Origin of the sequence: Acinetobacter baretiae, assembly GCF_015627105.1 — a bacterium.
Lineage (GTDB): Bacteria > Pseudomonadota > Gammaproteobacteria > Pseudomonadales > Moraxellaceae > Acinetobacter > Acinetobacter baretiae.
The window spans coordinates 1-19,548 of record NZ_VTDM01000031.1; the positions used below are offsets into that span (position 1 = coordinate 1).

The window sequence follows — 19,548 nt, forward strand, 5'->3', positions numbered from 1 at the left end:
TTAAAAGGTTTCCGTGGGCGGGTTCTTTTAATTTCAATTCGTTTTTTCCAACTCAAAATTGTATTTTTATCAATTTCAAATTGTGCAGAGACCGCTCGTATGGAATATCCTTCCTCAAGCTTCGCTATCACTTTTCGTCTAAAATGTTCTGAATAACTCATTTTTATATTGTCTTATATTTTTGATTGTTTGACTATAACTTATCTTGGATTGATAGATTTAGGCTTGTAATATCTATGCCAAAAACATAAAGATATGCACTCAAGTATGCCTGTCCATTGGCGAATAAAAAAATTGAAACTATTGAAATAATAATTGCAACATCAAAACTCATATTAAATTTCATGTGTATTTTCCTCTAATATTTATTTAGCAGGAAAAGATATCATAGGAGTTGAATAATAAATGTATTTGTGAGAAAGAGGAGGAAGTTAGATGGTACGTTTAGAATATAAATTAAAAAATGAATGTTTTTTAGAAAAATATAAATTTGGTGGATTTTAAACTATTGCTTTTATATAAAAAATAAGGCTCCGAGATGCCGCTGCATGTCTTTACCCTTGAACCCTAAAGTTCAAGGCGGACACGACGCATACTTGCTGGGTTTCCCACTACAAGGTGGGCATACACTCTAAATATGCAGAACGCAATCCTAAAGTGTTGATATCGGCTCAGGGGAATCAGACTCGCTGGCGAACACCTCAGAAGTATCTATTATAAACAAAACCACGAGCGATGAATATAGATTAAAGTTCTATTGTGTTAATGTATGCAACACATGTTGATAATTTAAACATCATTGAAACATTCTGTATTAGTGTCGTTTAACTTATGTGGAAGACTCTACATCTTCGAGCATAGTACGTAACACCTTGTGGCATTGCTCATAATGTTGGAGTGATTTATTGAGTGTGACAATTTCTTGCATGAGTGCTAAAGCGACTGAAATCACTAATTTATTATGCTCCATACGTGGTGAAGAATGTCTGGCATCTTGGAACTTTTGATTGAGCATATTTACAACGCTTTCAAGTTCTGATTGCTTTTCTTTGGTTGTTGATAGTCTAAAAAGCTGATCAATCACACGTAATTCAACAACCATACTGCCATCACTCATGACTGATCCCCTTCTAAAGTATTCGATAAGGTAATTTGCTCAAGTGCTTGAGTATTTTTATCTTCGGCTGTACCTAATATGCGTAGCCTTTCAATAATTTCCTCTACTTTTACTTTGGCATGTTCATTTTTTTGAACAAGTTTTGTTTGTTCATCGTTTAAAATATCTATTTTTTGCTGTGCAGTATGTAAATCATGTTGCAGTTTTTCTTTCGCAACACGTAATTCATTTCGTTCAGCCAAAATTTCTTGAAAACGATTTTTTAAGTCATTACAGCCTTTTTCGAGGCGGTTGTAACGCTCAATTAAAACCTTTGCATCTTGTTTAAGGGTTTCATGTTTTGACTCTAGGTCTGCTGAATGAACACTTAAAGTATCAATCTCTTGAGTTTTTTGAGCGATCGTTGTCTTATATGTGGATATTTCACTGGCACTACGTTGTTCTAAAGCCTGTTTTTCTTGCTTTAATTGGGTATGCTCAGTTTCAAGGTCGCTTAAGCGATGTTTTAAATGGCTAAAATGCGTTTGAAGTCGCTGTAATTCTTCTAACATAGGTGGTCGCACAGATTTGCAAACAAAGGTAATATATATATCAGTATAGAGATTGGATAGACGAATGCAAGACGATATTACAGGTTGGTCACAGTGGAACAAGCAATTTTCTGAAATTGTAGAACTTTCTAGTCCAAGTGAATTACATGGCTTACTTACAGGTGTTGTATGTATCACTGAAGCACCAACACAAGAACAATGGTCACTGATTTTATCGACACTCAATGTACCGACATTAAATCATGAGGCATTACAACTTTTGACAGAAGAAGGTGAAGATACAGCCCATGCTTTGTCAGAAGATGATTTAGACTACTTGCCAATGTTGCCAGATGATCAAAATACACTACAAGACCGAGTGTATGCATTGGCTGATTGGTGCGCAGGCGTGGTTTTAGGGTTTGGTTTGGCATCAGGGCATATTCGTAGTGATGAGCGAGAGCTTATTGGCCATTTGCAAGATGTGGCGGCTGTTGAGTTTGATGCATCTGATAATGATGAAGATGGTGAAGAAAGTTATCAGGAGTTGTATGAGTTTGTACGCTTGATTCCTGTCAGTCTGGCTGTAGGGCGTAAGAGAAAGCCTGTATTGGACAGTTCTTTACTTAAAAATATCCACGAGCGAATCACTGAGGTAGAAAACAATACAGATGCGAACATTGTAAATGTTTTTTCGCCCAATAGACCAAGTTAACAAACTTCAAAATATAGATGATATGATCAGATGATGCCAATAATCACAGCACAAGAATTTAAAGTACGCCGAAATACGTTGGTAAAACAATTAGAGCCAAATAGTATTGTCTTGGTATCTACAAGTGCTGTGAGTTATCGTAATTCAGATGTTGAATATCCTTATCGTGCCGATAGCTATTTTCATTATTTAAGCGGTTTTAATGAACCCGAATCTATCTTAATGATTGAAACTTTTGAACACGGGCAAACATATGACTATACATTGTTTTGTCGTGAAAAAAATCACGATGAAGAAATGTGGAGTGGTGAACGTGTCGGGGTTAGTGTAGCAATACAGCAGTATCATGCAAATCAAGCATATCCAATAGAATGTTTTGATCAGTTGTGTGTCAAACGCTTATTGAGAAAATCAAATATTTATATTTGTTTAGAGCAAAACCACGCATTCGAGCAACGTGTTTTAGATATGCTTGGAGATTTAGCTCATCAACATCGTTGTTGTTTGTTGCCTCTAAATCCAATTTTAGATGAAATGCGTTTATTTAAATCTGTATCTGAAATTCAATGCATCAAAAAAGCCATAGACATTACAGCTAAGGCGCATATGTGTGCAATGGAAGCATCACATAGTCATGTGATGGAATACCAGTTGGCTGCAACGTTGCATTATCAATTTAATCAGCAGGGCTGTGAGCCTGCGTATGGCACGATTGTCGCAGGTGGTGAGCGGGCTTGTATACTTCACTATGTTGCAAATAATCAAATGATTAAATCAGGTGATTTGGTCTTGATTGATGCTGGATGTGAATATCAGTACTATGCATCAGATGTTACACGAACGTTTCCTGTTAATGGTCTATTCTCTGTTGAACAAAAAATATTATATCAATTGGTACTTGATGCTCAACATGCAGCGATTGCTGCTGTTCAAGTAGGACATTCATGTATTGAGCCTCATCGTGTTGCTGTTCGAACACTTACCTCAGGTTTAGTGCAACTTGGGTTGTTAAAGGGTGATGTTAATACTTTAATTCAACACCAAGCATATATGCGTTTTTACATGCATGGTACAAGCCATTGGCTAGGTTTAGATGTTCATGATGTTGGACAATATGAAATCAATGAAAATGATCGTCCATTTGAAGCAGGAATGGTACTTACGATTGAGCCGGGTTTATATATTGCTAAAAATGATCAAAATGTCGCGGAAAAATGGCGAGGTATTGCAATTCGAATTGAAGACAATATCTTAGTCACCGATCAAGGGCCAGAAGTACTCACAGCACACATAATCAAAGAAATTGATGAAATAGAATCTTTAATGAGTGATGCAAATAAACATCTTTGAGGGACGTTGATATGCCAGAAGCAATAATTGTGGGTGGTGGAATGGTTGGTTTAAGCCTGTCCTTAATGCTTGCCCAAGCAAAGATTAAAGTAAAAATTTTAGAAGCGAATCGCTATCCAAAAGATCAAGGTACTGCACTGGTTGAATATCATTCAAACTTTGATGCAAGAAATAGTGCATTATCACGTCGTAGTATTCATATTTATCAACAACTCGGTTTGTGGACAGTATTACAACAATATGCAACGCCTATTTTAGAAGTTCAAATTACTGAGCAGGATTCATTTGGACACGCCACATTACGCGCAGAAGAAGAACACGTAGAAAGTTTTGGGCAAGTTATTGAAAATGCATGGCTTGGACGAGTGTTACTGCAGGCAGTACGCCAATCTTCCTATGTTGAATTGATTGATGAAGTCGAAGTGACAGCATTAACACAAAATGAATCAATGGTGGAAATTACAGCAATACAAGCAGGTGAACCTAGAGTATTTCATGCCCCTTTAGCTGTTGCTGCAGATGGTCGTGATTCAAAGTGTCGAGAAATTTTAGGTGTTGGCGCTGAGTATTATGATTATGAACAAGTGGCTTTGGTGACGACAGTACAAACCAGTAAACCACATCAAAACGTGGGCTTTGAGCGATTTAGTCCTCTTGGTCCATTGGCATTACTTCCTTTGCCGGGTGAATATCGTCGTTCGGTGGTTTGGCCTGTGAAAAAAGGTGAAGAACAACAATGGTTAGGTGAAGCCAATGATGCTCATTTTTTGGCTGCATTACAACATGCCTATGGTGATCGAGCTGGACGATTTGAAAAAACAGCGCCTCGTTTTTCTTACCCATTAAGCCAAGTTCTCGCTGAAAAACAGGCAATTGGACGTGTTGTTCTGATGGGTAATGCTGCACATACTTTACATCCTGTTGCTGGGCAAGGATTTAATTTGTGTCTGCGAGATGCAGATGTATTGGTACGTTATCTCACACAGCATTTACAACATCATACAGACATTGGTACACCTCATGTACTTCTTGCATACGAAAAATCTAGATTAAAAGATCAACAGCGGGTGATTCGATTTTGTGATAGCGTTGTGAAAGGCTTTAGTAATAATCACCCTATATTAAAAATTGCACGTAACGTTGGCTTATTGGCGTTTGATCGCATACCAGGAATTAAACCTTTAGTGGCAAGCTACGCTATGGGGTTAAAAGCATGACACAAATAAGACATAAAGCAGTTGTAGTTGGGGGGGGGCTTGTTGGTGGTTTAACGGCATTGTTGTTACAAAAGGCAGGTATCCAGCCGATGGTATTAGATGCTGCTCCACCATTAGACGCATCTACTGTAGTTTCACAATTAGATACGCGTGTTTTGGCATTAAACACAGCCACAATTCATTTATTAAAAACCGTGAATGTTTGGGAGGGTATACAACGATATGCACCTTACACAGGCATGCATGTGTGGAATAAAAATGGTTATGGTGAGATTTCTTTTGGTGAGCCGAGTGTCGATCCCAATACACCTAAAGATTGGTTGGGTGCAATGATTGAACCAAGTATAGTTAACTTGGCCATACAACAGCGGATGTTTGAAGTTTTAGAACACTATAGAACAAACATTGTGGTGAAACACGTTGAAGCGGACGCACAAGGCTGGTGTATTACACTCAATCATGGTGAAAAAATATATACGCACTTATTGATTGGTGCAGATGGTGCAAACTCATTGGTCCGTCATCAAGCAGGTATTGAAATAAAATCGTTAGATTATCAACAAGCTGCGATTGGTTGTGCGATTAAAACGCAGCAACGACACTGTAGCGTTGCAAGGCAAATTTTTTTACCGACAGGACCATTGGCATATTTGCCTTTAGCGGACAAAAGTAGTGTATTAGAGCAAGGGTATTGGCAATCGATTGTTTGGACCTTGCCAAAAGCTTTGTGTGAGCAATACATGCAACTTAGTGATGAAGATTTTAAGCAACAGCTCACACAATCAAGTTTATATTTACAAGGTGGAGTGGTTGATGTCAGTAAACGTGCAAACTTTCACCTAAAAGCACGTGCAGCGAAGCATTATGTTCAATCAGGCTTAGCATTGGTTGGTGATGCAGCACATGTAATACATCCTTTAGCGGGTCAAGGCGTTAATATTGGTTGCTTAGATGCAGCTATTTTAGTAGATGCACTCATGTCTGATTTAGAAAATACAGGGCATTGGGCAAATTTTAAAACGTTAAAAAAATATGAGAAAAGTCGTAAAATAGAAAATGAGATGACCATGCATGGAATGTCATTAATGAATTGGCTACAACGGAGCAATACTCATTCTATTGTGTGGGCAAGAACATTTGGTTTAAGGCAAGTTCATCGCTTTAAACCCTTAAAAAGTCTATTTATTCAACAGGCAAGTGGAATTTCTGCATTGTCAAAGAGTCGATACCGGCTTTAAAATAAGAGCATTAAATCATGGGTTGAGTGAAGAGGTAAAATTACCTATTTACCATAGACCTCACAGATTAAATGAGTTGTTTTGTAATTGAAGCGCTTTTGCGCCAAACAGAATTGTGTTAAATGGTAGGGACGATCATGGTTGACATGAATGATGATTATGATGATGTAAAAGATGATGATATTGTTGATGATGCAGAAGCAGATGCCGCTGAAAAGGGGGCAAAAAATGCCAATGATAATCCGCAAAATGACGCTGATATTGCTGAAGCTGAAAGTTTAACCGTCACTGCTAAGCAGAAAAAACGGGAAACTTTAGAGCAAGAATTGGCCGCTTTTTTTGCAAAAGGTGGTAAAGTGACAGAGGTTCCACCCGATGATAGTGCGTTAGATTGATCGAGTGTACCCTTGTAACAAGATTTTACAGAGCAAATGAAATATATTTATTTAGCCCCTTGAAAAAATAAATATTATTTAAAATCAATGGTTAACAAATCATTTAAATATTTGTAATAAATGACTTTATTTTTGATTTATTTAATAAAAATTAAATAAATCAATGGTTTGTGATTTTATTTCATCTGTAATAAATTTTTAACAACACTTTAGATTATTGTTATTAAAAGTTTAATTTTTGCAGAAGCTCTAGTATTATATGTCTTCATTAGTTATAAAACTAACTGGGGTAAGGAAACTATCTCAGTGTATTAAACAAAAAATTTTAGGCTGAGCTTAAAAAAACAAATGTTATATCTCTGGAGGATATCCATGAAATTGAGTCGTATTGCTCTTGCTACAGTGCTTGCAGCTTCCCCATTTGTAGTTGCTAATGCAGGCGTAACCGTAACACCATTGTTACTTGGTTACACTTTCCAAGATAGTACTCACAACAACGGTACTCAAAATCTTAACGATACAAAACAACACCTAACAACCGGACCAGAACTAGAAGATGATATGGCTGTTGGCGCAGCAATTGGTGTGGAATTAACACCATGGGCTGACTTCGAAGCTGAATATTTACAAGTGAAAGGCGATGTAAAAGGCGCTCAACAAGGTGCTGAATACAAGCAAAGACAAATTAACGGTAACTTCTTAATTAAATCTGATTTAATCACTAAAAACTACGATAGCAAAATTAAGCCATACGTACTTTTAGGTGGTGGTTACTATAAATATGACTTTGACGGTGTTGCACGCAATACTTACCAAAACCGTGAAGGCGGTTTAGTAAATACAGGTGCTGGTGTACTTTGGCAGTTAAACGATGCATTAACACTTCGTACAGAAGCACGTGCAACGTATAACATCAATGCAGACTTCTGGAACTACACAGCACTTGCTGGCTTAAACGTAGTGATCGGTGGGCACTTGAAGCCTGCTGCACCAGTTGTTGAAGTACAGCCTGTACAACCTGCGCCTGCGCCAGTACCTGCACCAGTTGTTGTTCAGCCGCCTCAACCACAAGAGTTGACTGAAGATCTAAACATGGAACTACGTGTGTTCTTTGATACCAATAAATCTGATATCAAGCCACAGTATCGTCCAGAAATTGCAAAAGTTGCAGATGCACTTGGTCAATATCCAAATGCAACAGCTCGTATTGATGGACATACTGATAACACAGGTCCACGTAAGCTTAACGAACGTTTATCTTTAGCTCGTGCTAACTCTGTTAAAACAGCACTTGTTGGTCAATATGGTATCGATCCAGCTCGTTTAACGACTCAAGGTTTTGCATGGGATCAACCGATCGCTGACAACAAAACTAAAGAAGGTCGTGCTATGAACCGTCGTGTATTCGCTACAATTACAGGTAGCCGTACAGTTCTTGCTCAACCACGTTAATATGTTTGAGCCAAATGGTGATAAACATATAAATGTGCAATTAAATAAACTCATGAAGATGAACTAATTTAATTGAGCGACCTTAAAAGCTGAGCCTTGTATTACAGGGCTCAGCTTTTTTTATAGAATATAATCCGTTGATAAAAAATATTGTGGGATTTAGGGTTAAATATGTAATGAATGGCGGTGAATAGTGTTAAAAAGTGTGAGTTTTACATCTATTAACCGAATATTTATTTTCAAAAACTAATCATAGATATGATGATGCCAATGAAGTTTTTTAACACCAAAACATTAGATATGCTTTTCGTTTGATATTTAATGATGCTTAAATTGAAATAGATCTATGGTCATGATTGATTTTAAGTATGCTGTATTACAATCCCTTTGATCAAGCTAAACCAATACAGCCCACTTTGTAATATATAAACTCTATAAATGTATTTTCTACTTAAAATCGTTTTGGCATTTTTTGTCCACCAACTACAGGGGATTCGGCAGAGCTTAATACATTAAATAACCAAGTTTCTGCTAAGTGTACAGCATTTTCAATGCTGTCTCCTTGGGCCAAGCGCCCTGCAATAAAGCTAGCCAATGAACAGCCAGAACCATGATACTCTCCTTCAAGCCGAGGGCACTGCGTTTCGCTAATGATATTACCTTGAATATACAGCGTATTTTTGATGTAATCTTGAGTTGGTTCATGACCTCCTTTGACTAAAACAGCATTCGCCCCCATCTGAAATAATTTTTTAGTAGCTTGTGTGAGGTCATTTGAACCAGTAAGTGCACGAAGTTCAACCGTATTGGGCGTGATAAGCGTCGCAAGCGGAATTAACTGTTGAAATGCAGCAACCAACGTGGCTTGATCTCCTAAAGCACCCCCACTGTTTGCCACAAGAACAGGGTCAAGCACGTACTGATAATTGGGGTGTTGTCGTAGAAAATGACTGAGGGCTTGAATGTTTTCTGTTGTACCTAACATACCTGATTTTACACAGCGAATAGGTAAGTCTTTGACAACAGCGTTGGCTTGAGCAAGTAATAGGTCATGAGAAGTGGCTTCGAAGCCAAATACTTCTTGAGAGTTTTGTACAGTAATTGCTGTGCAAGCAATTGCTGCGTGGGCACCACTTTGTCCAATGGCTTCTATATCTGCTTGTAGTCCAGCACCACCTGAAGGATCTAAGCCAGAAAAACATAATACAGTTGCACGCACAATTTCATCCCTTTTTTGATTGATCATGACGGAAGTATAACCTGAATGAATACATAAAATGTAGGTTGAAAAAAGTCATCAAATGAGCAAATTATTTATCACAACATGGTTTAAATGAAAGAAAGTGAAAAATGTCATGAATACTCAGTTAATTAAACATATTTTATTAGATTTAGATGGAACATTGACTGATCCTAAACAAGGTATACACGCATGTATCTATTATGCAATGCAAAAACAACAGCAACCATTAGACCCCAATTTAAATATAGATTGGACGATTGGGCCACCCTTAAAAGAAAGTTTTAAAATTCTTTTAAATACGCAAGATAATACGCTCGCAGAGCAAGCACTATCAGATTATAGAGTGCGTTTTTCAGAGGTTGGCTTGTTTGAAAACACCCCTTATGTTGGTGTGAAAGATACATTAGCATGGCTTAAAAAAAACGGCTATCAGATCTATTTAGCGACAGCAAAACCACATGTGTATGCTAAACGTATTTTGGAACATTTTGATTTGGCGCAGTACTTTACTTATATTTATGGCAGTGAACTTACGGGTGAACGTACAGATAAAGCGAAACTCATAGCATATATTTTACAACAACAACAGCTGAACCCAGTACAATGTCTCATGGTGGGTGACCGTAAATATGACATTCAAGGTGCACAGGCCAATCAGGTACAAGCGATTGCTGTTACATATGGCTATGGGTCTATAGCGGAGCTAGAAATGGCAAAGCCAAATGCATGGATTGGCCATTTTGACGAACTTATTGAATATTTAAGATAAAATACATGTCATGATAAATACGGGTGTACTTATTATTGCAAAAGTACACGTGTATTTATATTTCATTTTTATTTGATTTTTTTAGTTTTAAATCACTAATTAATACACCAATTAATACCAATATAGCACCTAAAATGGCAAACGTTGAGAGTCGCTCTCCAGCAATTCGACCAATGACTCCTGCCCAAACAGGTTCACCTGAATAAATAATTGTCGCTCTTGTTGCATCGACATACTGTTGCGCCCAATTCATAACAAATTGAATTAATGCAGTAGCGACCCCAATACCAACAATAATGGCCCAAAATTGCCATGTAGGCGTACTGATATTCGTTTCTCCTAAGATAGGCATGCTAAGAAAGGCAAAAAGAGAGGCGCTAATAAGTTGAATAATTGTGACCCGCTGAATATTTACTCGTTTTGAAAACCAACCAATTAAAATGATTTCAATAGCTACAGCAAAAGCACTCACGAGTGTTAAAAGCTGTCCGTGGCTAAAGGATAAATCAAGACTATGATTGCCTGTTAATAAGATCAAACCACTAAAAGCAAATAAAATACCAAGCCATGTCATCAATCGAGGCATTTTTTTGAATAAAATCCATTGAATAATTGGTACTAGGGGTACATATAAAGCAGTAAGAAAAGCAGATTCACTGCTTAAAATACTTTGTAACCCCATTGTTTGAGTACCGTAACCTATAGCAATTGCAAGTCCTATAATCAGACCAGCACTAGTGTCTTGCCATGTCGTATCCTTCAATGTTTTAAATGAAAATAAGAGCAATATGAATGCAGCCATTGCAAAGCGACATCCCACAAAAAACATGGGACTGCTGAGCGACAGGGCAGCTTGTACAATAATAAAAGTACAACCCCATAAAACAGTAATGAGAACTAAAGCAAGTGTTGGCCATGGGTGAGATTGCAAAGTAGGCATAATTTAAGATCAAAATAAAAGTGTAGGTGGATTATTTGGGTTTTAAACGATAAAAGTGGTGTATAACAAGGCCTAAAATGAGCCCCCAAAATGCTGAACCAATACCTAGAAAATTAACACCAGATGCACTGAATAAAAAAGTAACACATGCAGCTTCTCGTTCCTGAGGTACTTCAAATGCCATTGTAATATTGTGTGTGATGGTACTCAGTAAAGCAATACCTGCTAGTGTCGTGATAAAAATACTTGGAAATGCCAATAGAATATGGGTCAATGAAACGGCCATAACAGCCATTAATAAATAACATATGCCAGAGCACAGTCCTGCAATATAACGTTTTTTAGGGTCGGGGTGTGCTTGTTCATCTAAATTGATCGCGGCGCTAATTGCAGCTAAGCATACAGAAAAAGCCCCAAAAGGTGCCAAAATAATTTGAGTAAGACCAGTCCATCCAACCAATTGATTGGTATGGGGTGTATAACCATAACTTTTGATGATACCAATTCCCGGTAAAAACTGAGAAGATAAATTAATAATAAACAAAGGAAATGCTAAACCGAAAATACTTTGTAATGAGAAATGTGGTTGTACCCAAATGAGAGCGGGTAAAGTATTGTGTATAGGTGGGAATTGAAATGATAGAAAAATTGGACAAAGTAGCAAAGCCAAAAGTACGGTAATGACAATTGCATAGCGAGTAAAATATTTTTTACTCAAAAAGTAAACCAATAATAAAGTAGCGACAAAATTAAAATGTTGTTGGAGTTGTATAAATAAGCTCAATCCAAATTTGAGTAAGATTCCTGCAAGCATGGCACAGCTTAAACTCATAGGAATTTGTTGAATACATTTCTGAAACCCACCTGAAAAACCAATACATGCGGTAAGTACGCCACAAATAATGAAAGCAGCAGTTGCTTCATTAAGTGTGTAATGCTGTCCGACAGCAATAATTAATGCAATACCGGGCGTAGACCATGCTGTTGCAACAGGGTATTTAAACCGCCATGATAAAATAAAACCTGTTATTCCCATGGCCAGGCCAAGTGCTAAAAACCACGAAGAAATTTGGTCTTGAGAAGCGCCAAGAGCTTGTGCACCTTGAATAATGAGTACCGCAGAAACGCTAATTCCTACTAAAAATGTAATAAAGCCTGCAAAAACAGCAGAGAGAGAAAAATCTTGAAAACATTGTTTTATCACAAGAAGGCCTATATTTTAATGGTTTTGATTATTCGATTAATTTAACAATTTAAATAAAAAATATGTTTCTTATTTAATGGCTTTTATTGTTTATTTATTTCATTGATAGGTGTAGTAAATGAATAATATATTATAAGAGGACATGAAATAGGAAGAATATTTTGAGTAAGAATACTGAGCATGCGCTGACAGCAACAGATTTAAAAATGATGAGAGCATTGCAAAAAAATGGCAGATTAAGTAATACCGAACTGGCAAAACATGTGGGTATGAGTACCACGGCATGTTGGAAGCATACTCAACGTTTATTTAAAATAGGCGCGATAAGAAAAATTCAGGCCATGATTGCTCCAAATATGGTGGAAAAAGAAACGATTGTATTGGTGGGTATAGTTTTAGATCGCTCAACACCAGAAAGTTTTGCAGCTTTTGAACACGTTTCACATCAGTTAGATGCAGTATTAGAGTGTTATTTAGTTGCAGGAGAGGTCGATTATTTTTTAAAAGTGAGAGTAAAAGATTTAGCGGCTTTCAATGATTTTCATCGTGATCAAATTATTTCTTTACCTGGTGTTCGACAAGTGAGAACATTTTTTGTGTTAAATGAAGTAAAAACAGATGGAATATTGGTATTTTAAAAATAAAACCTCAGTTAAAACTGAGGTTTTACGACCACCAATATAATCACAGCCACTAATATGACTGTGGGAAGCTCATTAAACATTCGCCAAAATTTGTGCGTTTTATAGTGCGCATCTTGTATGAGTTTTTTCCGATAATACCCACAAACAAAATGATACACGACCAATAAGCCGACTAAGCCAACTTTAAGATAAAACCAAAGTGCTTGATGATAATGTTGAGTCGCATCTCCCCAATCCACTAAAAAATGAGCAGTAATAAGTGTTGCAATCATTGCAGGCCACATAATGCCACGATACAGTTTACGTTCCATGATTTGAAAACGATCATGACTAATTTTATCTTGGCTCATTGCATGATAAACATACAGTCGCGGTAGATAAAATAGTGCGGCAAACCAACACACTATGGCAATAACATGTAGCGCTTTTACCCATAAAAAAGCGTCTGAGGGAGCATGCATGAGCGATCCTACTTTAAATTAGCCTGCCCATTTTTTAAAAATAAGGCACGCATTAACACCACCAAAACCAAAACTGTTGCTCATGACAGTATTCAGTGTTGCGTTACGTTTTTCAAGCACTATATCAAAGCCATTTGCACCTTCATCAAGCTCGGTCACATTAATATTTGGGGCAATAAAGCTATTTTGCATCATGAGTATTGAGTAAATTGCTTCTTGTGCACCTGCAGCACCTAAACTATGCCCAGTCATTGATTTTGTTGAACTTACAGGTGGTACTTGACCCTCACCAAAAGCACGTTCCATTGCTTTAAGTTCGGTAATATCTCCAGCTGGAGTTGATGTGCCATGTGAATTAACATAATCAATTTTTTCTATGCCATGTTGCTTCATTTCATCGAGTGCTATGAGTACACAGCGAGTTGCACCCTCACCACTTGGCGCTACCATGTCTGCACCATCACTATTTGCACCGTAGCCAACAATTTCTGCAATAATATTTGCACCACGTGCTTGAGCATGTTCTAAAGATTCTAAAATTAACATGCCACCACCACCTGCGATAACAAATCCTGCACGATCTTTAGAGTATGGGCGAGATGCCGACTCAGGCGTTTCATTGAATTTGTTACTTAAAGCACCCATGGCATCAAAAAGTAAACTTTGTGACCAATGATCTTCTTCACCGCCACCTGCAAGCATCAAATCTTGTTTACCAAGTTGAATTAAATTATAGGCATAACCAATGGCATCTGCTGACGTTGCACATGCACTAGCAATAGAATGTGCAACACCTTGTAATTTAAAAGCAGTACCAAGATTAGCAGTGATGGTATTGGTCATATTGCGTGGTACAAAAAATGGCCCGACTTTACGTGCACCTTTGGTCTCTAGCACAGTGTTCATTTCCACAACAGAGGCTGTTGAGCCACCACCTGACCCTGCTGAAATACCATAACGTGGATTATTACCTAAATCTGCGACTTCAAGACCTGCTTGTTTAAGCGCGTCTAATGCGGCGTTATATGCATACATTGCACATACACCCATAAAGCGCTTGGTTTTACGGTCGATATGATCAAAATCTTCTTTAGCAGGCGCGCTAACATGGCTTTTAAAGTTTAGGTCTGCATGTACTTGGTTAAATTGAGTTCCTGAAACTCCATTTTTTAAAGATTCGGTCACTTGCTCTAATGTATTGCCAATACATGAGTTAATACCCATACCTGTAATTACGACACGTTTCATGAAATGTTCCTTATGTTTTATCATCAGAGTAGTGAGTCATCGTATCTTCGATGAACATAAGCGATACTCACAAATATTTTATATGCGCTCATCATAACAGAAAGTTTTTTTAAATCTTATGGCAAATCATATACCTATTTGTATAAAAATAAGATCAAGCATCTGTAGGGTACGATTTATGTAAAAGATAAAAATTCAAGTTGAGATAAATGCGTAGGGATTCTAATATTTATACATTATTTTAAAAAAATATGGAGCATAGCTAATGCAGCATCAAGTCGACGAGCCTGTAACGACAAAAGCGAGTCAAGTCTTGAAAGTGGCTAAAAAGCTCAAAGGGTATGGCCTAGCACAATTTGATCGTTGGGATCAAAAACAGCAAGTACAGCGTTACTATCCTTTACATAATCAACCCATTATAGAAGGGAAAGCAGAAGACAAAAGCCATGCCAATGTACAAAATATGATGCGTCACTATGTTCCAAATCTTTCACAACAGTTATTGGGACGCCGTTTTAGTCAAGTTAGTAAAGTAGTAAGTTTTTTGTCTCCGATTGGTTTAGATCAAGTGGCAGACTATTTGTTTATGCAATTGAATGCTTATGCGATTCAATTGAGCAAAGTACAGTATATTCTCGATGAAACAGGGGTAAAAACACTCCAAGAATTGGCTATAGATCCTTCACGTTCTGGCAGAATTGCTCATGCTTTAAATGAACAAAGCAAATGGATGGCTAGTGCACAAGGTGGTTTTACTGCTCTTTTTGGTACAGCAGGTGCGATTGCTGATCTGCCTTTAACATTGCTTTTTGCGCTAAAAACAGTTTACCAAACAGGGCATGCTTATGGTTTTGAGTTGAAAAATGATGAGCAAGACATTTTGGATCTTGTTTTTGAGCAAATAGAGTTTGAACAAATTGCACAAAAACAAGCAGTTTTGTTGGCAATACGTTCTGTATCTCGTGTACTTAAAAATAACGATTTTGACGGCTTGCAACAGTTTTTAGGTTCAAATAATGACTTTACGTGGTTAACGGATTTTATTAAAAGTCAACAAGATGAGGCGCATTGGTCGTGGTTAGTACAGTTGCCAGCATTAAGTTGGTTAACAAAAATTACTCCTTTGGCAACGATAGGTGTAAGTGCTGTTTATAATTGGAAATTTATTGAACATGTTAGTGTACAAGCACAGCATATCTTTGATGTTGCTAGAACATATCAATTACAACATGAAGCACAGAATCTTACAGCTTTACAAGCATATCAGGCAGCCAAAAAAACGCCTTCATCTATCCAAAATATATCGAATGAATACACATAAACGCTCAATGATCTGGCATATATGACCTTTCAATGAATTAATTTTCTTAACGACAGGCTTATATTGACGATCACACTATTTTTGAATACAATTATGTGCCCTTAAAAAGTGTTAAATTTTCTTTTTTGGGTTTTTAATTAACGGGAGAATTGCCATATGGCAACAACGAATCAATTGATCCGTAAGGGTCGTACAACTTTGGTTGAAAAATCCAAAGTTCCTGCGTTAAAGGCTTGTCCACAACGCCGTGGTGTATGTACACGTGTTTACACAACAACACCTAAAAAACCAAACTCAGCAATGCGTAAAGTTTGCCGTGTTCGCTTAACTTCAGGTTTTGAAGTATCAAGCTATATCGGTGGTGAAGGCCATAACCTACAAGAGCACAGTGTTGTTCTAATCCGTGGTGGTCGTGTTAAAGATTTACCGGGTGTACGTTACCACACCGTTCGTGGTTCATTAGACTGTGCTGGTGTTAAAGATCGTAACCAAAGCCGTTCTAAATATGGTACTAAGCGTCCTAAGAAATAATTTAGACCTTAGAGCCAAAAAAATCCTTTAGCGTTTCGCTGGTTTAATTTCATTAAGTTGAAAACCAAGCGACGTATAGTAAGGCCAGCGTAAAGTACATGACACTTTGTACACTCTGCTGGATTATCCTGAAGTGTCATAATATTAGGTGTATTAACATGCCAAGACGTCGCGTAGTCGCTGCCCGTGAAATCCTTCCGGATCCTAAGTTCGGTAGCCAAACAATCGCTAAATTCATGAACCACGTGATGCAAGATGGTAAAAAATCAATTGCAGAAAGCATTGTTTACGGTGCTTTAGACCGTGTTCAAGAAAAAAACAAAGTAGACCCAGTTGATTTTTTTGAGACAACTCTTGAAAAAGTTCGCCCAATGGTCGAAGTAAAAGCTCGCCGTGTTGGTGGTGCTACATACCAAGTACCTATGGAAGTGCGCCCATCCCGTCGTACTGCCTTGGCAATGCGTTGGTTAGTAGATGCTGCTGCTAAGCGTTCTGAAAAAACGATGGCTTTACGTCTTGCTGGTGAGTTGCTAGATGCAGCAGAAGGCAAAGGCTCTGCGATCAAAAAACGTGAAGACGTACATCGTATGGCTGAAGCGAACAAAGCCTTCTCTCATTACCGTTTCTAAGCGGATAAAACAGGCTGTCATAAAAATAGTGTAAAAGATACTTGTATTTTTTGCATTTGAACGCATTAAGTCATTAGACTTAATGCGTCCTGTTTTATAAATAACATTAGGAATGTAAGACACCATGGCTCGTCAAACCCCTATTTCTCAATACCGTAACATCGGTATTTCTGCACATATTGATGCAGGTAAAACGACAACTACAGAACGTATCTTGTACTACACAGGTGTATCTCACAAAATTGGTGAAGTACATGATGGTGCAGCGACAATGGACTGGATGGAACAAGAGCAAGAACGTGGTATTACAATCACGTCAGCGGCAACGACTTGTTTCTGGTCTGGTATGGCTAACCAATTTAAGCAACACCGTATCAACGTAATTGATACTCCAGGACACGTAGACTTCACAATCGAAGTTGAACGTTCTATGCGTGTACTTGATGGTGCGTGCATGGTGTACTGTGCAGTAGGTGGTGTGCAACCGCAGTCTGAAACTGTATGGCGTCAAGCAAATAAATATAAAGTACCTCGTTTAGCATTCGTGAATAAGATGGACCGTACAGGTGCAAACTTCTTCCGTGTTGTTGAACAAATGAAAACACGTCTTGGTGCAAACCCTGTTCCAGTTGTTATTCCAATTGGTGCTGAAGATACTTTCACGGGTGTTGTTGACCTACTTGAAATGAAAGCGATTATCTGGGATGAAGCGTCTCAAGGTATGAAGTTTGATTTGGGTGAAATTCCAGCTGATCTTGTTGCAACTGCTGAAGAGTGGCGTGTAAAGATGGTGGAAGCAGCAGCTGAAGCGTCAGAAGAGCTCATGGATAAGTACCTTGAAGAAGGCGATCTTACAAAAGAAGAAGTAATGCAAGGTCTACGTGCACGTACTTTGGCTTCTGAAATTCAAGTGATGCTTTGTGGTTCTGCATTCAAAAACAAAGGTGTTCAACGTATGTTGGATGCTGTGATTGAATACTTACCATCACCGACTGAAGTTCAAGCAATTAAAGGTATTTTAGACGATAAAGCTGAAACAGAAGCGACACGTGAAGCCTCTGATGAAGCACCGTTCTCTGCACTTGCATTTAAAATCATGAATGACAAGTTCGTAGGTAACTTAACGTTTATTCGTGTGTATTCAGGTGTTTTAAAACAAGGTGATCCTGTATTTAACCCTGTTAAATCTAAGCGTGAGCGTGTTGGCCGTATTGTGCAAATGCATGCTGCAGAACGTCAAGATTTAGATGAAATTCGTGCAGGTGATATCGCAGCGTGTGTAGGTCTTAAAGACGTAACAACAGGTGATACACTGTGTGATGAAAAAAATGCGATTACCCTTGAGCGTATGGAATTCCCTGATCCAGTAATTGCTTTGGCAGTAGAGCCAAAAACAAAAGCTGACCAAGAGAAAATGTCTATTGCGTTAGGTCGTTTAGCAAAAGAAGATCCTTCATTCCGTGTACGTACAGATGAAGAATCAGGTCAAACAATTATTGCAGGTATGGGTGAGCTTCACTTAGACATCATTGTTGACCGTATGAAGCGTGAATTTGGTGTAGAGGCGAACATTGGTAAACCAATGGTTTCTTACCGTGAAACGATTCGTAAAACTGTTGAGCAAGAAGGTAAATTCGTTCGTCAAACAGGTGGTAAAGGTAAATTTGGTCACGTATATGTACGTTTAGAGCCAATGGACCCTGAAGGCGAAAAAGAATACGAATTCGTTGAAGAAGTTGTAGGTGGTGTTGTACCTAAAGAATTCTTTGGTGCTGTAGACAAGGGTATTCAAGAACGCATGAAAAATGGTGTCCTTGCAGGCTATCCTGTTGTAGGCATTAGAGCGACATTGTTTGATGGTTCTTACCATGATGTCGATTCTGACGAATTATCGTTCAAAATGGCAGGTTCTTACGCATTCCGTGACGGTTTCATGAAAGCAGATCCTGTTCTTCTTGAGCCAGTGATGAAAGTCGAAGTAGAAACACCTGAAGATTATATGGGCGATATCATGGGTGACTTAAACCGTCGTCGTGGTATGGTTCAAGGTATGGACGATTTACCTGGTGGTACTAAGTCTATCCGTGCAGAAGTTCCGCTTGCTGAGATGTTTGGTTACGCAACACATATGCGTTCTATGTCTCAAGGTCGTGCAACTTACTCTATGGAATTTGCAAAATATGCTGAAACTCCACGTAATGTGGCTGAAGGCATCATTACTAAGTTCCAAACTGGTAAAAAAGGTGACGATGAGTAATCTTTAGATTACTATATTGCCGATACAAATTATTAAGTTAAAAACCTATTGCTCATGAGTTATCCCTCATGAGCATGAACAAAGGAAGATCATCATGGCTAAGGCTAAGTTTGAACGTAATAAGCCACACGTAAACGTGGGAACAATTGGTCACGTTGACCATGGTAAAACAACGCTTACTGCTGCAATTGCAACAATTTGTGCAAAAACATATGGCGGCGAAGCAAAAGACTACGCAGCGATCGACTCTGCACCAGAAGAAAAAGCACGTGGTATTACAATTAATA

General features: G+C 38.1%; 21 protein-coding genes and 1 other RNA gene. 13 read left to right on the forward strand and 9 right to left on the reverse strand.

All coding sequences use genetic code 11. The features are described 5' to 3' along the window. The 4 genes from I2F17_RS10930 to I2F17_RS10945 all read right to left on the reverse strand — a co-directional run. A partial coding sequence (locus I2F17_RS10930) for a helix-turn-helix domain-containing protein (protein ID WP_211139442.1) occupies positions 1-161 on the reverse strand: 161 nt, incomplete at its 3' end. A gap of 365 nt (positions 162-526) precedes the next feature. Next, a non-coding RNA gene (gene ssrS / locus I2F17_RS10935) (6S RNA) lies at positions 527-711 on the reverse strand. 118 nt (positions 712-829) lie between these two features. Beyond that, positions 830-1,117: a cell division protein ZapA gene (gene zapA / locus I2F17_RS10940; protein WP_196423468.1), complete on the reverse strand. Its 288-nt coding sequence runs from the start codon at positions 1,115-1,117 to the stop codon at positions 830-832. Beyond that, the gene (locus I2F17_RS10945) at positions 1,114-1,668 is read right to left on the reverse strand and encodes a hypothetical protein (RefSeq protein WP_196423469.1); all 555 of its coding nucleotides are present in this window, start codon (positions 1,666-1,668) and stop codon (positions 1,114-1,116) included. The genes zapA and I2F17_RS10945 overlap by 4 nt, the downstream gene beginning before the upstream one ends. A gap of 64 nt (positions 1,669-1,732) precedes the next feature. Here I2F17_RS10945 and I2F17_RS10950 point away from each other — a divergent pair, with 64 nt between their 5' ends. From I2F17_RS10950 to omp38, 6 genes are all read left to right on the forward strand, one after another. Next, a complete protein-coding gene (locus I2F17_RS10950) occupies positions 1,733-2,362 on the forward strand; it encodes a UPF0149 family protein (RefSeq protein WP_211139969.1) in 630 nt (209 codons plus the stop codon). A 33-nt stretch (positions 2,363-2,395) separates the two neighbouring features. Further along, the gene (locus tag I2F17_RS10955) at positions 2,396-3,712 is read left to right on the forward strand and encodes an aminopeptidase P N-terminal domain-containing protein (RefSeq protein ID WP_211139971.1); all 1,317 of its coding nucleotides are present in this window, start codon (positions 2,396-2,398) and stop codon (positions 3,710-3,712) included. Between the two features lie 11 nt (positions 3,713-3,723). After that, positions 3,724-4,929: an FAD-dependent monooxygenase gene (locus tag I2F17_RS10960; protein WP_196423471.1), complete on the forward strand. Its 1,206-nt coding sequence runs from the start codon at positions 3,724-3,726 to the stop codon at positions 4,927-4,929. Further along, a complete protein-coding gene (locus tag I2F17_RS10965) occupies positions 4,926-6,167 on the forward strand; it encodes an FAD-dependent monooxygenase (protein WP_211139973.1) in 1,242 nt (413 codons plus the stop codon). The genes I2F17_RS10960 and I2F17_RS10965 overlap by 4 nt, the downstream gene beginning before the upstream one ends. A gap of 137 nt (positions 6,168-6,304) precedes the next feature. After that, positions 6,305-6,562, forward strand: a complete 258-nt coding sequence (locus I2F17_RS10970; protein WP_196423473.1) for a hypothetical protein — start codon at positions 6,305-6,307, stop codon at positions 6,560-6,562. Between the two features lie 372 nt (positions 6,563-6,934). After that, positions 6,935-8,014, forward strand: coding sequence for an outer membrane protein Omp38 (omp38, locus tag I2F17_RS10975; RefSeq protein ID WP_196423474.1), 1,080 nt, complete (start codon positions 6,935-6,937; stop codon positions 8,012-8,014). A gap of 451 nt (positions 8,015-8,465) precedes the next feature. Here the strand turns inward: omp38 and I2F17_RS10980 are convergent, their stop codons facing one another. After that, the gene (locus I2F17_RS10980; protein WP_196423475.1) at positions 8,466-9,233 is read right to left on the reverse strand and encodes a hydroxymethylpyrimidine/phosphomethylpyrimidine kinase; all 768 of its coding nucleotides are present in this window, start codon (positions 9,231-9,233) and stop codon (positions 8,466-8,468) included. A gap of 136 nt (positions 9,234-9,369) precedes the next feature. On the opposite strand from I2F17_RS10980, the gene I2F17_RS10985 reads away from it, so the two are divergent. Further along, on the forward strand, positions 9,370-10,026 hold the full coding sequence (locus I2F17_RS10985; RefSeq protein ID WP_211139975.1) for an HAD-IA family hydrolase: 657 nt from the start codon (positions 9,370-9,372) through the stop codon (positions 10,024-10,026). A gap of 55 nt (positions 10,027-10,081) precedes the next feature. Here the strand turns inward: I2F17_RS10985 and I2F17_RS10990 are convergent, their stop codons facing one another. Then, positions 10,082-10,966 carry a DMT family transporter gene (locus I2F17_RS10990; protein WP_211139977.1) on the reverse strand — a complete coding sequence of 295 codons (885 nt, stop codon included), beginning with the start codon at positions 10,964-10,966 and terminating at the stop codon, positions 10,082-10,084. Positions 10,967-10,997: 31 nt separating this feature from the next. After that, positions 10,998-12,167, reverse strand: a complete 1,170-nt coding sequence (locus I2F17_RS10995; RefSeq protein WP_211139983.1) for a benzoate/H(+) symporter BenE family transporter — start codon at positions 12,165-12,167, stop codon at positions 10,998-11,000. A 164-nt stretch (positions 12,168-12,331) separates the two neighbouring features. On the opposite strand from I2F17_RS10995, the gene I2F17_RS11000 reads away from it, so the two are divergent. Next, positions 12,332-12,808 (forward strand): Lrp/AsnC family transcriptional regulator, encoded by a 477-nt coding sequence (locus I2F17_RS11000; RefSeq protein ID WP_196423478.1) that lies wholly within the window; start codon positions 12,332-12,334, stop codon positions 12,806-12,808. Positions 12,809-12,822: 14 nt separating this feature from the next. Here I2F17_RS11000 and hemJ read toward each other — a convergent pair whose 3' ends face one another. Together hemJ and I2F17_RS11010 are read right to left on the reverse strand one after the other, a co-directional pair. Beyond that, positions 12,823-13,275 (reverse strand): protoporphyrinogen oxidase HemJ, encoded by a 453-nt coding sequence (hemJ, locus tag I2F17_RS11005; RefSeq protein WP_196423479.1) that lies wholly within the window; start codon positions 13,273-13,275, stop codon positions 12,823-12,825. Between the two features lie 18 nt (positions 13,276-13,293). Then, positions 13,294-14,523: a beta-ketoacyl-ACP synthase II gene (locus I2F17_RS11010; RefSeq protein ID WP_196423480.1), complete on the reverse strand. Its 1,230-nt coding sequence runs from the start codon at positions 14,521-14,523 to the stop codon at positions 13,294-13,296. 265 nt (positions 14,524-14,788) lie between these two features. On the opposite strand from I2F17_RS11010, the gene I2F17_RS11015 reads away from it, so the two are divergent. The 5 genes from I2F17_RS11015 to I2F17_RS11035 all read left to right on the forward strand — a co-directional run. Further along, the gene (locus I2F17_RS11015) at positions 14,789-15,844 is read left to right on the forward strand and encodes an EcsC family protein (protein WP_211139979.1); all 1,056 of its coding nucleotides are present in this window, start codon (positions 14,789-14,791) and stop codon (positions 15,842-15,844) included. Positions 15,845-16,000: 156 nt separating this feature from the next. Further along, positions 16,001-16,375 (forward strand): 30S ribosomal protein S12, encoded by a 375-nt coding sequence (gene rpsL / locus I2F17_RS11020; protein WP_002050319.1) that lies wholly within the window; start codon positions 16,001-16,003, stop codon positions 16,373-16,375. 158 nt (positions 16,376-16,533) lie between these two features. Next, a complete protein-coding gene (gene rpsG / locus I2F17_RS11025) occupies positions 16,534-17,004 on the forward strand; it encodes a 30S ribosomal protein S7 (protein WP_196423482.1) in 471 nt (156 codons plus the stop codon). 124 nt (positions 17,005-17,128) lie between these two features. Continuing rightward, a complete protein-coding gene (gene fusA, locus I2F17_RS11030; protein WP_211139981.1) occupies positions 17,129-19,261 on the forward strand; it encodes an elongation factor G in 2,133 nt (710 codons plus the stop codon). A 94-nt stretch (positions 19,262-19,355) separates the two neighbouring features. After that, the coding region (locus I2F17_RS11035) for a GTP-binding protein (protein WP_235985925.1) at positions 19,356-19,548 on the forward strand (193 nt) is incomplete at its 3' end.